Genomic DNA, 13,643 nt, shown 5'->3' with positions numbered 1-13,643 from the left:
TACAGTTGTATTTTTAGGATAATAAGATCCAATGTCGACAGATAAATTGATTCACATCTATGCACCACAAGAAGAACGTATTAATGCGTTGAGTCATGCATTCGGTGCAATTTTGGCTGCTATAGCGACTGTTTTGATGCTGATTAAAGGCAACTATCTGCATGGATGGCAATTTTTTGGATTGCTTGTCTATGGTCTAAGCATGATTTTACTGTTTTCCAGTTCAGCAATTTATCATTTTTCTGTCGATGAAAAGAAACGCCAATGGTATAAGAAGCTGGATCATACCGCGATTTATTATTTAATTGCGGGAACCTATACGCCCTTTTTGGCAATTGCCATCCCAACAGCAAAAGCACATTATTTATTGATTGCACTTTGGGTCATCGCAGCCATTGGAACACTATTCAAGTTAATATTCATTCATCGTTTTGAAAAAATTTCACTGATTGCTTATTTGGTCATGGGTTGGCTTGCCGTGCTTGTAATGGATGATATGCAACAGTTTTTAAAACCAGAAGCATTAAAATTATTGGTCATTGGTGGTTTAGCATATACAATAGGCGCATTGTTTTATGCCTTAAAAAGAGTAAGATACACTCATGCTATTTGGCATATATTTGTTTTGGTCGGTGCAGGATCACATTTCCTTGCAATCTATCTTTACGTCATTTAATTCATAGACACTCAAAATTCAGTGACCCTGATGGAGTGAATTTGGGTTGATCTCGTTGTTTTTTTAAGAAATTACGCCTTTTTTAAAAAGATTACGCTTTAAAGACTCGTTTTACTTTTAAAAGTGTAAGGTTCACCATGGCGTCATTATCTACTGCTACTCCAGAAATTCAAACAAATTCAAAGACTCGTGTTCTTTTCGCAAGTCTTGTAGGTACAACAATCGAATTCTTCGATTTTTATATCTATGCAACTGCTGCAGTCCTCATTTTTCCACATCTGTTCTTCCCAGCAAGTACAGATCCGATGACGGCAACAATTCAATCACTCGCAACATTTGCCATCGCATTTATTGCCCGCCCTATTGGCGCAGCAATCTTTGGTCACTTAGGTGATCGTATTGGTCGTAAAGCAACTCTCGTCGCGGCTTTATTGACCATGGGTGTTTCAACAGTATGTATTGGTCTACTTCCAACCTATGCACAGATTGGTATCGTTGCACCGCTATTACTTGCACTTTGTCGTTTAGGTCAAGGCTTAGGTCTCGGTGGTGAATGGTCTGGTGCAGTCTTGCTTGCAACTGAAAATGCACCTGAAGGCAAACGTGCTTGGTATGGGATGTTCCCGCAACTGGGCGCACCGATCGGTTTTATCTTGGCAACGGGTTCATTCCTTGGTCTTGGTGCATTGATGTCTGAAGCAGACTTTATGCAATGGGGCTGGCGTATTCCATTCCTTGCAAGTGCTGCATTGGTGATTGTGGGTTTATATATTCGCTTAAAATTGCATGAAACCCCAGCGTTCCAGAAAGTATTAGACAAACAAAAAGAAGTTAATGTTCCATTTAAAGAAGTTGTGACCAAACATTATAAAATGCTCTTCCTCGGCACAATTGCTGCGGTATGTACATTCGTGGTGTTCTATCTCACAACAGTATTTGCACTCAACTGGGGAACCAAACAACTGGGTTACTCACGTGCAGAATTCTTAGAGATGCAACTGGTCGCAACACTGTGTTTTGCTGCTTTTATTCCGCTTTCTGCTGTATTTGCTGAGAAGTTTGGGCGTAAGGCAACCTCTATTGGGGTATGTATTGCCTCTGCACTTTTTGGTTTAGTATTTGCCAGTATGCTTGAGTCTGGCAGTACCGTAATTGTGTTCTTGTTCTTATGTGTAGGTTTAGCATTGATGGGAATGACATATGGTCCAATTGGTACGGTCTTGTCTGAAATTTTCCCGATTGCTGTACGTTATACAGGCTCTGCATTAACCTTTAACTTGGCAGGTATTTTGGGCGCATCTTTTGCACCTCTGATCGCCACTGAACTTGCAACCAAATATGGCTTACAAGCGGTGGGTTACTACTTGACAGCAGCATCCATTCTTTCACTGTTGGCATTCTTGGCCATTCGTGAAACAAAACATGATGATGTTAACAACCAAGTTTAATCCCCTCTCTATGAGCAAAGCCTGCAATTTTGCAGGCTTTTTTGATTTAGCGAAATGCTAAAACTCAGGCTCAGATACAATCTCAACCAGTAAATTATTAAAAGGCTGCATAAAAGATAAATAGCTTGCATGCAATGCCATACGCGCTAAGTCGGTGTTAAACGGCGTAGGATGATAAAGCTTATCGCGCATAATCGGATGCCCAATATATTGCATATGCACCCGTAATTGATGAGAACGTCCTGTAATCGGTGTAAGTAGCACCCGACTTACATCCTTTTCAGCATCATAGCTTACAGATTCAAATAAAGTTTGAGCGGGTTTGCCTAACTCAAAATGCACAATCTGGCGTGGACGATTTTCCCAATCGGTAATCAAAGGTACATCCACACGACCATTGCTATTGATTTGCCCTTGCACCAAAGCAATATAATTTTTTTTAACAGTTCTCGCTTGAAACATTTTACTTGCTGCAACTTCCGCATCACGATGTTTGGCGAACAACAGAATGCCCGAGGTTGCCATATCCAAACGATGGGTAATCTTGGCATTTGGATATATTGCTAATACTCGAAAATAAGCGCTGTCGTGATGTTCAGGCAAACGCCCCGGAACTGAAAGTAACCCTGCGGGTTTATTGATGGCAACAAAGTCATTATCTTCAAAAATAATGTCAAGTGGATCTAAAGGAGGCTGATAAACAAAGCCATCATCAATCGGCATGTGGATCGCATATTGAGAAGAATTGCCGAAAAATAACAATAGACTAAAAAGCTGTCAAGCATGTACATGCTTTATTATTTTCAGCAATCAAAAAAACTCCAATACACAAGAATATTGAAGTTTTTAAGTCCCTATACAATGCGCTTGATCTGATCAATCAAGCCTGAATATTCAATACCAACTGACGTTTCTTTACCTGTTGTCCAACTTGCCCAATAATCTCATTCACGACCCCATCAACATCAGACTTAATCTGTTGCTGAATCTTCATCGCTTCTAAAATCAACAAAGTTTGACCTTTAGTCACGGTATCACCCGCATTTACCAAGATATTGATAATCGCACCATCCATTGGTGCACGAATGTTACCATCGCCTGCGACATCGGAAGTTTCAGGTGCTGCATAGGTGATATTTTCAATGCTGATATTGCCATTTACCGCATCTAAATACAGCTGATTTCCATCTAAGACATAGTCAATCGAACGGCGTACACCATCCACCTCATAAATGAATTTTTCTGCTTGCTGTTCAATAATGCTGATCCCAAGTGTCTGCCCACAAATTTCAACGCTCACTTGGTTTTGATCACGTTTCACTAAAAGCTGTAATAACTGATCATCATGTTTGAGTTTTAAAGGTAAAGATAACGCAATTCCGGTATTCCAACTGCTTTGACTGGAAGCATTGGTCAACAGTGCCGCAGCAACAGCTAGGTGTTCTAAGCCCAAAGCCTGTTTATGTAAACTGGCATCTGTTTGGAAGTGCTCTTGAATAAAGGCAGTATTGGTGTCGCCTTTGACAATAATAGGGTGTCTAAGTAAATTCACTAAAAACTGCTTATTACTATTTACCCCCAACAATACACAATCATCTACAGCACGCGCCAAGAGCCGAATGGCATCCTGACGGGTTTGACCATATGCAATGACTTTTGCCACCATTGGGTCGTAAAATGGACTAATTTCATCCTGTTGCAACAAACCATGATCAATTCGAACATTGGGTAAATCAGCAGCTTGCCAGCGCTGTATTTGACCTGTCTGTGGCAAGAAGTCTTGGCGTGGGTCTTCTGCATATAAGCGAACTTCTATCGCATGCCCTGACAAGGTCAGTTCAGACTGTTGTAAGGGCAAGGTTTCACCATTGGCCACACGCAGTTGCCATTCCACCAGATCTAAACCCGTGATCAGCTCTGTTACTGGATGCTCAACTTGCAAACGTGTATTCATTTCGAGGAAATAAAACTCACCTGATTGATCCAATAAAAACTCAACCGTTCCTGCACCGACATAATCACATGATTTCGCGGCTGCAACTGCAGCCTCACCCATTTGTTGGCGTAAGCTTTCAGTCATCACTGGGCATGGAGCTTCCTCAACCACTTTTTGATGACGACGCTGTATCGAACAATCACGCTCAAATAAATACACATAATTGCCGTGGGTATCGCCAAACACCTGTATCTCAACATGGCGTGGAGCAATCACAGCTTTTTCAAGAATCAGCTCACCTGAACCAAAGGCATTTTCTGCTTCAGAACGCGCTGTTTTTAAGGCTTCAACAATATCAGCAGATTGCTGTACCAGACGCATACCGCGCCCACCACCACCTGCTGAAGCTTTGACCATCAGTGGATAACCAATTTTATTGGCTTGTTGTTCTAAATAATCTATATCTTGCTGATCACCTTCATAGCCCGGCACACATGGTACACCCGCCTGAATCATGGCAATTTTTGACAAGCGTTTACTGCCCATCAATTCAATTGCGGGTGCAGGCGGGCCAATAAAAGTAATTCCATTTTTCACACAAGCAGCTGCAAAATCGGTATTTTCAGAAAGGAAACCATAACCGGGATGAACAGCATCAGCCCCCGTTTTTTTACATGCGTCGATAATATTTTGAATAGATAGATAGGACGCTGAAACTTTTGAAGCACCAATATATACAGCCTCATCTGCATGCTGTACATGACGCGCATAACGATCTGCATCTGAATAGACAGCCACAGTCTGATAGCCCATTGCTTTTGCTGTTTTCATCACGCGAACAGCAATTTCACCACGATTCGCCACCAATATTTTTGAAAATGCCATTCTCGTTTTCCCTATTTTTGGTTTTATATTCACTTGATTATATTGGTTGAATCACACCGATCTCAATCAAGATCAGTGATCCGCATTGTCAGACTTATGCATCAAACCAATTTGGATGACGCTTTTGGATAAAGGCCATTGTGCCTTCTATACCTTCTTCGCCCCCCACAGCATTGGCAAATTGCTGTGCGGCATCATCCAATAAAGGCGTCAAAGCTTCATTTAAAGTACGGTGCAATAAAGCTTTGGTCACACGAGATGCTTGTGGGGCAGTACGTTTAATCTGCTGAATGGTTTCGATCAATAAAACTTCCAGTGCTTTTTCATTCTCAACCACTTCATGTACAACACCAACCTTCAATGCGGTATGCCCCTCAAAACGTGCGCCAAGTAAAGCCAAACGGCGCGCTTGAGTTAAGCCAATTCGCTTTACCACAAATGGGGCAATCTGGGCGGGAATAACCCCCAATCCTGTTTCAGGTAAACCAAATTTGGCATCGGCAAGGCTGATTGCAATATCTGAAACACATGCCAAGCCAAAACCACCACCCAATACCGCACCTTCTAAAACCGCGACAACAGTTTGTGGCGCTTGATCCACTTGCTCCAGCATATGTCCAAATTGACGATTGAAATCAACATAAGGCTGATTAGAACCAACACTGGTTGCCTCACCACGCAGTTGAGCCATATCTTTAATGTCGCCGCCTGCACAAAAATGTCCATCTTTGCCACGTAAAATGACTGCACGAATAGTTATGTCATCTTGAATCATTTTAAACACCTGTTGAATCGCTTTGACCATATTCAAACTCATGGCATTGCGACTCTCAGGTCGATTGAGCCATAGAGTTAAAATGCTGCCCTCTTGCTCAAGCTCAATACTGCGATCAAATTGTTGTGTTGTTAGAGATTGCGAAAGTGCCATATTTATTCTCCTTGTTATTGACGTTTAGATGGAAGGATGTCCATCAACTTACAAATAATTCCAAGCATAATTTCATCTGCACCGCCACCAATCGAACCTAAACGGCCATCACGATACAGCTGAGAAGCGGGGTTATCCCACATAAAACCATTTCCACCCCAGAACTGTAAGCAACTGTCTGCAACTTCTCGCGTCAAACGACCTGCTTTAAGTTTTGCCATAGAGGCAATTTCTGTTGCATTCCCGCCGTCAATGTGGATTTCACAAGCACGATAGGTTAAGGCACGTAAAGCTTCCACTTCGGTCATCAACTCCGCAAAACGAAAATGTACATATTGGTTGTTAATCAACGGTTGTCCAAAGGTGCTTCGTTCTTTGGTATATTGAATCGTTTGTTGAATCACATTTTCCAAACCACCAATTGCATTAGCAGCCGCCCACATTCGTTCTTCTTGGAACTGCATCATTTGCATCATAAAGCCCATACCTTCTGCACCCACCAAGTAGCGTTGTGGTACACGAACATTGTCAAAATAGACTTCTGCTGTCGTGGTTGAACGCATTCCAAGTTTATTAAGGGGTTCAGAGAAAGAGATGCCTGCGGATTTTGCAGGAACAATAATCATGGACTTATTGACATGCGGTTTATCATCAGAGGTATTGGCCAATAAGCAAAAAAAGTCAGCTTGTAGGGAGTTAGTAATCCACATTTTGCTGCCATTAATCACATAATCATCACCCTGTTTTTTTGCGGTGGTTTTGATGGCTGCGACGTCTGAACCTGCATGTACTTCCGATACAGCAATCGAAGCGACATATTCACCCGCAATTGCAGGTGTTAAAAATTCATCCCGTAACTCTTGACTACCAAAGCGTGCCAAGGCTGGTGTTGCCATATCCGTTTGCACACCAATCGCCAAAGGTACACCACCACAGGCGGCTCGCCCTAATTCTTCTGCAACCACAAGGTTATAAGAATAATCTAAACCTAATCCGCCATTTTCTTCAGGCTTACAAATCCCCAGCAAACCTAAATCCGACAGTTTTTTAAACACATCATGAATAGGAAATCGCCCTTCAGCTTCCCATGTCGGAATATAAGGATTGAGTTCAGTCTCAACAAACTGACGTGTGGTACGGCGTAGTGCTTCATGCTCTGTTGTAAATTTCATTGTTTTTTTCCTTAAATTTAATCTTCTCTAACTCGCTTTAATAAAGCGGAGAACACCTCACTTTTAAAAGATGAGGAACGATGAGTTTTGCAAAGGGCGAGGACTTTTAAAGCCTCGATACACCAAATCGTATTGGATTTAGTTTGCGATGTTCTGCTTCATAAATTGTTTCTAGTAAGAAGATCAGGACTTTGCGTGTATCACGCGGATCGATAATGCCATCATCATGCAACATGGCCGTATTAAATAAGGCGGTTGACTGCTGTTCTAATTTTGCTGCTGTACTTTGCTCTAAGAAATCCAGCATCTGCTCGTTAGGCTCCATCCCTGAAGCTTTTTGTTTTCCTTCCGCTACGATACGTAATACCTTGCCTGCCTGAGCTGAACCCATCACTGCCACATGCGAATTTGGCCATGCAAAAATAAATTGCGGTGACAATGGACGTCCACACATCGCGTAATTGCCCGCACCATAAGAACCAGCCACAACGATCGAAATTTTCGGTACAGTGGTATTGGCAACGGCCTGAATCAATTTTGAACCATGCTTAATAATGCCGTTCTGTTCAGCATCAGTTCCGACCATAAAGCCAGTGGTGTTATGTAAAAACAGTAAGGGGCGTTTGGTCTGTTCACAGAGGTGAATGAATTGTGCAGCCTTGGTCGCGCCTTGTGGGGTAATCGGTCCATTGTTGGTGATAATTCCGATATGTAATCCACCAATTTTTGCCCAGCCACACACGGTCAATGCATCATATTCTTGTTTTACTTCAAAAAATTCAGAGTCATCAACAATTCGTGCAATCACATCTTTCATGTCAAAAGGCTGCTTCGGACTTGCAGGAATAATCCCTAACAGCTCCTCGGCAGGATAACGTGGCTCTTTATAGCTTAAGTTTAACTTTTGAGTTTGCTCTTTCCAGTTAAGATGCTCAAAAACATCACGGGCAATACGAATCCCATCGGCATCATTCTCGGCTAAAAATTCTGCTGTTCCAGCAACTTGTGCATGCATTTCTGCACCACCGAGTTCCTCTGCTGTTGCCACTTCTCCGGTTGCCGCCAAAAGTAAAGGTGGCCCTGCGAGTAACATCTCAGTTTGCTTACGAACTGCAATCACATAATCAGATAGACCCGGTTGATACGCTCCACCGGCTGTTGCATTGCCATGTACCACGGAGACTTGGGGTAAACCTGCGGCAGACAGTCGTGCCTGATTGGCAAAGGTCATTCCACCATAAGTAAATACTTCAGCAGCGTAATTTAAGTTGGCCCCCCCACTTTCGGTAAGGGTCAGCATCGGTAATTTCTGTTCAAAAGCAATCGCCTGCAAACGTAAGGTTTTTTGTACCCCCATCGGCGACATTGTTCCGCCTTTGATTGCACTGTTACTTGCTGAAATCAGACAACGAACACCGCTGACAAAACCGATCCCTGAAATAATTCCACCACCTGCATCTGAACCATCTTTATCATCATGCATGGCATAACCCACCAAGCCACACAGTTCTACAAATGGTGAATCAGCATCAAGAGCTAAACGGACACGTTCATGCGGTAAAATTTTACCTTTCTTGTCAAATTTGGGTTTGGCTGCATATGATTTTTCAATATTCTTATTTTGTACTGCACGCACTTCGGCAATTTGAGCAAGTAATGCCTGCTTGTTCTGTTCAAATTGCTCACTGCCAACTGCAATTTCGGATTGGAGAACAGTCATGAATTTTCTCCTGTCTGCTGGTTATTGGTTTGATCACTCAATTGTTGTTTTAATACATCTGGAATAAAGGCACGATGGAAGCCATTAAACGACTCACTATTTGAAGCATCTGCCAATGGATACATTCGAGTGCCTAAGGACGCAGCGCCATCAATACGAATCGTCATGCCAGAAATAAAACCTGCTGCTTCTGAAAGCAAATAGCAGATCGCTGAAGAAATTTCAGACTCTGTCCCCATCCGTTTCAATGGTACATTCCCCGCCAAACTTGGAATGATAAATTTGGCAAAATCACCGGTGTAATTATCCATTCCTGAAGAAACAACCCAACCAGGTGCAACACAGTTAACACGTACCCCAGAACGTCCCCATTCCACCGCTGCTGTTTTGGTTAAATTATCTACCCCAGCACGGGCTGCACCAGAGTGTCCCATCCCCGGCATGCCACCCCACATATCGGCTGCCATATTGACAATACTGCCACCATGTTTTGCCATCCACTGGTTATAGGCTTCTTTCATTAAGTAGAAAGTTGAATGCAGATTGTTCCGTACCACAGCATCAAAACCGTTGGCAGAAATGCCTTCTAAATTTGAGGGAAACTGACCGCCAGCGTTATTGACAAGCCCATCAAGTCTGCCAAATTTTTCAATCACTTCAGCAATCATCTCTTTCACGTTGTGTTCTTCGCGATTATCACAAACGATAAAATGAACTTTGCCACCATCTTCGATGATTTCTTTGCTGACATTTTCCAGCTTTTCAATTTTCCGCCCTGTAATCACCACTTGAGCCCCTAAAGCAGCCAGTTCATGAGCAGTACAGCGTCCTATACCCGAACCACCACCGGTCACAATGATGACTTGGTCCTGAAAAGCATCCGATCTAAATATTGAGTGATAATGCATTTTTATATCCAAATTGTTGTCTTTTAACTTGCTTAAATCCCGCTCCAAGCTCCCTTTTAAAAAGCGAGGAATTCACCCCACGTTCGTAAACAAGGATTAGAAGGACTTTAAACTCGCTGGGATTTTGACTGGCATATCTAAAAGCTGCTGAGCAAAAGCTTTACCTTGTGGATCAATACGTAAACTGGCAATTCCTCCACCACCTAAGGCATTTTCCAGCATAAAATTTAAGGCATTAAACCCTGTGATTTCATAACGAATCACTTTAGACTTTTCAGGGTCTAAAACATGCTGCATATATTCTTTGACCTTTTCCTCAGTCAAATTGGCGCGAATCCAAGGTAGATATTCAGGCTGACGTGCGATCACTCCAATATTGCTGTGATTGCCTTTATCGCCACTCCGAGCATGGGCAATTTCAACTAAAGGAACTACAATCTCCTGACCCGTAAATTGAGCCACCTCACCCACTGCAACAACATCAAAAGATTGATCTGAGCAACCTGATGGAATCGGTATATTTTGACGCTGACCATTGATGTCGATCGCAACACTTAGTTTTGATTTATCCACTAAAAACGAGAACAACTTAATCACAGGGGAAGCTTTGGGACGCCCCCCAACAATTCCAGCCAATGCAGGTGCCATTCCGGTAGATGCTTGGGCAATTTCAGAAGCAAAGAACATACATGCTTCTTTAAGCATGTGCTTTACAGCGATTTTGACAACTACTTCTCGACTATTGATCTGCTGTGCATTTGCGCCATAAGTACTTTCAATACCCAATATTTCAACTGATTTTTCTAAGAATGGCGGAACTGAACGTAATGCTAAAACACGCTCACATTTAGTTAATATTGCATCTGCAATTACTTGGGCTTTTTCAGGAGCTTCGCGTCCTGCTATCAGGAAACTCACCAAAACACGATAACCATCGGGATAGGTTGCACTGACTTTATATTGTTGTGTTGGTGCTCTACCTTTTGCGCCAATCACTAAAACTCGATCTTTACCCACCTGTTCTAATTTCACTTGGCTAAAATCTGCTGTGACATCGGGCAGTAAATACGCTTGCGGATTGCCAATTTCATAGACAACTTGTTCAGCAACAGTTGCAACCGAAACCAGTCCACCGGTTCCTTTGGGTTTAGTCACAATAAATGATGCATCTGCTTTCACTTCAACAATTGGAAACCCCATATTGTCAAAGCCTTGTACTAAGCGCCAATCGGTGAAATTGCCACCTGTACATTGTGCACCACACTCAATGATATGCCCTGCTAAAGCGCCTTGGGACAGCTTGTCATAATCCTCTAAGGACCATTGATATTCATGCAACAAAGGTGCAAGCACCACTGCTGAATCCACCACTCGCCCAGTGATGATAATATCTGCACCTTGATCAAGTGCGTCTCGAATTGGAACAGCTCCTAGATATGCATTACAACTGGCTAATTGGCTAGGCAAATCTTCGCCACTAAACATCTCTTTAATATTTTGCGTGTTTAATTCGGCTTGTTGTGGCATTAGGTCATCCCCTAATACCACTGCAATTTTTAAATCCAATCCTTGTGCTTCAAGCACTTTCTGCAAGGCATCACGACATGCCAATGGATTGACACCACCAGCATTGCTAATCACTTTTATTTTTTTATCACTGATTTTTTTAAGCAGCGGTGTCATCACCCGACTGACAAAATCCAAAGCATAACCATGTTCTGGATTGGTCATCATCGCTTTTGCCATGATAGACATGGTGATTTCTGAAAGGTAATCAAAAACCAAATAATTGATGTCAGACAAATGTACCAACTGAAATGCTGCGGTATTGGTGTCCCCCCAGAAACCTGAAGCACATCCAATTTTCACAATACGCTGATCTTCCATTTTCACACCTATCTTGTTTTCATTGTTCTGAATAAAATTTATACATCAATCTACCAAGCAAGCGCTTGGTTTGTAAAGGGCAAAATGTTATCCTGAATTGGCAAATGTGCTAAAACACGTTTTAAACAATGAATAATTTGCTTAACTTTATGGAAAAAATGATCCGATGATTGCTCACTCAATCGATGATATCCAACCAATCGCATGTTTTGATGACAGCCCTAAAGGTCGTTTATTACTTGGTGCTGCTTATTTATTTCATAAGCAAGGTTATGCCAAAACCACAGTTCGTGAGTTAGCAAATTTTATTGGAATTCAATCGGGTAGCTTATTTCATCATTTTAAAAGCAAGGATGATATTCTTGCCAATGTCATGCATGAAACCATTATTTACAATCATGCCCGTATGCTTGATGCAATCCAAAAATCGGATGATGCTGAACAACAGTTAAAACACTTGATCAAAGCTGAGTTAATTTCGATTACTGGAGATACCGGTTCAGCCATGGCTGTTTTAGTTTATGAATGGTTTGCATTGTCGAAACAACGACAAGATGAACTTCTTAAACTACGAAATGATTATGAGGATATCTGGTTCGCTGTGATTGAGAAATTGCGCGACCTCGGTAAAATTCAGCATGATGCTTTTATTTGGCGCCGTTTATTGGGCGGTGCGATTGCTTGGACCGTCACTTGGTATAATCCCAATGGTAAAATGAGCTTAGATGAACTGACTGAAATCGTTTTAGAAATGGCTTTGAAATGAGCGCAATTTATCTTCGCAAGCCTCATATTTCAGATAAAGACTCCTTAAATTGACAATAACCCTAGGCCTCTAGCGCACCTATGGTTATTTTTAGCAGAAACCAGCATTGTAAGTTTTTATTATTCCCAAATGAGTGATCAAAACCCCAACTGCTTACTAATCAAATCTTTCATGATTTCTTCAGCACCGCCACCGATCATATTTACTTTGACTTCACGATAAATACGCTCGGATTTAGTCCCTCGCATAAAGCCCATGCCACCTAGAGTCTGCACTGCTGCATCTGCACAGAACTGCATGGTTTGGGTTGCGATATTCTTTGACATACAAATTTGTGCAATTAAATCACTGCCCTGTAGTTCAGCTTGCCCCATACGATAAGCAGTATCTTCCAATAATGCCCGTGTTGTGGTTAAACGCGTTGCCATATCAACCAACTTATGTCGTACCACTTGATGATCAACTAAGCGTTTTCCAAAAGTCTTCCGCGCTTTAGACCATTCTAAAGCCTCTTGATAACAGACCAAGGCATAACCATAGGCCATAGAAGCCAACCAAAAGCGTTCCATATTGAAGTTTTTCATAATGACCTTAAAGCCAGCATTTTCTTCACCAAGAAGATTTTCTACAGGAACTTTGACTTGGTCAAAATGCAAATGAGCAGTATCCGATGCCCACCAGCCCATTTTCTTTAAAGGTGATTTAGTGATGCCATCACTATGTGCATCAACCAATAACATCGAAATACCACTCGCACCTTTATTTTCAGGATCGGTTCTCACCGCTACCGTATAATAATCTGCGCGCATACCTGAAGTAATAAAGGTTTTTTCACCACTGACCAAATAAAAATCACCTTCGCGGATTGCTTTGGTTTGTAATGCAGCAACATCAGAACCGCCGCTTGGTTCAGTAATCGCAAGTGCAGAAATTTTTTCGCCTGAAATAATTTGTGGCATCACCTTGTCACGAATATGCGGCTGGGCAAAATGATGAATTGGTGGTGTACCAATGGTATGAATCATCAAAGAAATATGTACGCCACCAGAGCCTGCTTTGGCTGTTTCAACTGCGGCTAAGAATACATGAAATGCATCTGCATCTGAGATTCCTCCATGCTCATCATCAAAGCCTAAACCCAATAGACCAATTGCAGCAGCCTTTTGATAAAGCGCACGAGGAAAAGTTTCAGCCTCATCCCATTCATTGACAAAAGGAGAAATCTCTTTTTCAACAAATTTCTTCACACTGTCTGCAAATGCACGATGCTCAGCGGTGTAGTAAATCGGATTATTTAAATGATCCATATCTTGTTGT

General features: G+C 42.0%; 11 protein-coding genes. 3 read left to right on the top strand and 8 right to left on the bottom strand.

Annotated features, from left to right (window positions below; all coding sequences use genetic code 11):
* Positions 1 to 31 precede the first annotated feature (31 nt).
* Together L3V46_RS03005 and L3V46_RS03000 are read left to right on the top strand one after the other, a co-directional pair.
* Positions 32 to 676 (top strand): hemolysin III family protein, encoded by a 645-nt coding sequence (locus tag L3V46_RS03005; RefSeq protein WP_004817865.1) that lies wholly within the window; start codon positions 32 to 34, stop codon positions 674 to 676.
* A 137-nt stretch (positions 677 to 813) separates the two neighbouring features.
* Positions 814 to 2,124 carry an MFS transporter gene (locus L3V46_RS03000; RefSeq protein ID WP_239044880.1) on the top strand — a complete coding sequence of 437 codons (1,311 nt, stop codon included), beginning with the start codon at positions 814 to 816 and terminating at the stop codon, positions 2,122 to 2,124.
* 57 nt (positions 2,125 to 2,181) lie between these two features.
* Here the strand turns inward: L3V46_RS03000 and L3V46_RS02995 are convergent, their stop codons facing one another.
* The 7 genes from L3V46_RS02995 to L3V46_RS02965 form a co-directional block, all read right to left on the bottom strand.
* Complete coding sequence (locus L3V46_RS02995; RefSeq protein WP_004724105.1) at positions 2,182 to 2,847, bottom strand: RluA family pseudouridine synthase; 666 nt, start codon at positions 2,845 to 2,847, stop codon at positions 2,182 to 2,184.
* Positions 2,848 to 3,004: 157 nt separating this feature from the next.
* Positions 3,005 to 4,945 (bottom strand): acetyl/propionyl/methylcrotonyl-CoA carboxylase subunit alpha, encoded by a 1,941-nt coding sequence (locus L3V46_RS02990; protein WP_239044879.1) that lies wholly within the window; start codon positions 4,943 to 4,945, stop codon positions 3,005 to 3,007.
* Between the two features lie 94 nt (positions 4,946 to 5,039).
* Positions 5,040 to 5,873, bottom strand: a complete 834-nt coding sequence (locus L3V46_RS02985) for an enoyl-CoA hydratase-related protein (RefSeq protein ID WP_239044878.1) — start codon at positions 5,871 to 5,873, stop codon at positions 5,040 to 5,042.
* Between the two features lie 14 nt (positions 5,874 to 5,887).
* Complete coding sequence (locus L3V46_RS02980; RefSeq protein WP_004817872.1) at positions 5,888 to 7,045, bottom strand: acyl-CoA dehydrogenase family protein; 1,158 nt, start codon at positions 7,043 to 7,045, stop codon at positions 5,888 to 5,890.
* Positions 7,046 to 7,151: 106 nt separating this feature from the next.
* Positions 7,152 to 8,765: a carboxyl transferase domain-containing protein gene (locus L3V46_RS02975; protein ID WP_239044877.1), complete on the bottom strand. Its 1,614-nt coding sequence runs from the start codon at positions 8,763 to 8,765 to the stop codon at positions 7,152 to 7,154.
* Positions 8,762 to 9,673: an SDR family oxidoreductase gene (locus L3V46_RS02970; RefSeq protein ID WP_004817877.1), complete on the bottom strand. Its 912-nt coding sequence runs from the start codon at positions 9,671 to 9,673 to the stop codon at positions 8,762 to 8,764. The genes L3V46_RS02975 and L3V46_RS02970 overlap by 4 nt, the downstream gene beginning before the upstream one ends.
* 96 nt (positions 9,674 to 9,769) lie before the next feature.
* Positions 9,770 to 11,560 carry an acyclic terpene utilization AtuA family protein gene (locus L3V46_RS02965; RefSeq protein WP_239044876.1) on the bottom strand — a complete coding sequence of 597 codons (1,791 nt, stop codon included), beginning with the start codon at positions 11,558 to 11,560 and terminating at the stop codon, positions 9,770 to 9,772.
* A gap of 166 nt (positions 11,561 to 11,726) precedes the next feature.
* Between L3V46_RS02965 and L3V46_RS02960 the strand changes: the two genes are divergently transcribed.
* Positions 11,727 to 12,326, top strand: coding sequence for a TetR/AcrR family transcriptional regulator (locus L3V46_RS02960; RefSeq protein ID WP_004817882.1), 600 nt, complete (start codon positions 11,727 to 11,729; stop codon positions 12,324 to 12,326).
* Between the two features lie 137 nt (positions 12,327 to 12,463).
* Here the strand turns inward: L3V46_RS02960 and L3V46_RS02955 are convergent, their stop codons facing one another.
* Complete coding sequence (locus L3V46_RS02955) at positions 12,464 to 13,633, bottom strand: acyl-CoA dehydrogenase family protein (RefSeq protein WP_004817883.1); 1,170 nt, start codon at positions 13,631 to 13,633, stop codon at positions 12,464 to 12,466.
* Positions 13,634 to 13,643 lie beyond the last annotated feature (10 nt).

The sequence above is a fragment of the Acinetobacter sp. AG3 genome, from assembly GCF_022343575.1.
GTDB lineage: Bacteria > Pseudomonadota > Gammaproteobacteria > Pseudomonadales > Moraxellaceae > Acinetobacter > Acinetobacter guillouiae.
Note: the sequence above shows the minus strand (reverse complement) of the source record. Positions and strands in the feature narration are given on the sequence as shown.

Bases quoted from the DNA above. Each gene is read 5' to 3' on its own strand.
- L3V46_RS02965 (WP_239044876.1), bottom strand. From the start codon at position 11,560: ATGGAAGATCAGCGTATTGTGAAAATTGGATGTGCTTCAGGTTTCTGG.
- L3V46_RS03005 (WP_004817865.1), top strand. From the start codon at position 32: ATGTCGACAGATAAATTGATTCACATCTATGCACCACAAGAAGAACGT.
- L3V46_RS02975 (WP_239044877.1), bottom strand. From the start codon at position 8,765: ATGACTGTTCTCCAATCCGAAATTGCAGTTGGCAGTGAGCAATTTGAA.
- L3V46_RS02985 (WP_239044878.1), bottom strand. From the start codon at position 5,873: ATGGCACTTTCGCAATCTCTAACAACACAACAATTTGATCGCAGTATT.
- L3V46_RS02980 (WP_004817872.1), bottom strand. From the start codon at position 7,045: ATGAAATTTACAACAGAGCATGAAGCACTACGCCGTACCACACGTCAG.
- L3V46_RS02970 (WP_004817877.1), bottom strand. From the start codon at position 9,673: ATGCATTATCACTCAATATTTAGATCGGATGCTTTTCAGGACCAAGTC.
- L3V46_RS02960 (WP_004817882.1), top strand. From the start codon at position 11,727: ATGATTGCTCACTCAATCGATGATATCCAACCAATCGCATGTTTTGAT.
- L3V46_RS03000 (WP_239044880.1), top strand. From the start codon at position 814: ATGGCGTCATTATCTACTGCTACTCCAGAAATTCAAACAAATTCAAAG.
- L3V46_RS02990 (WP_239044879.1), bottom strand. From the start codon at position 4,945: ATGGCATTTTCAAAAATATTGGTGGCGAATCGTGGTGAAATTGCTGTT.
- L3V46_RS02955 (WP_004817883.1), bottom strand. From the start codon at position 13,633: ATGGATCATTTAAATAATCCGATTTACTACACCGCTGAGCATCGTGCA.
- L3V46_RS02995 (WP_004724105.1), bottom strand. From the start codon at position 2,847: ATGCCGATTGATGATGGCTTTGTTTATCAGCCTCCTTTAGATCCACTT.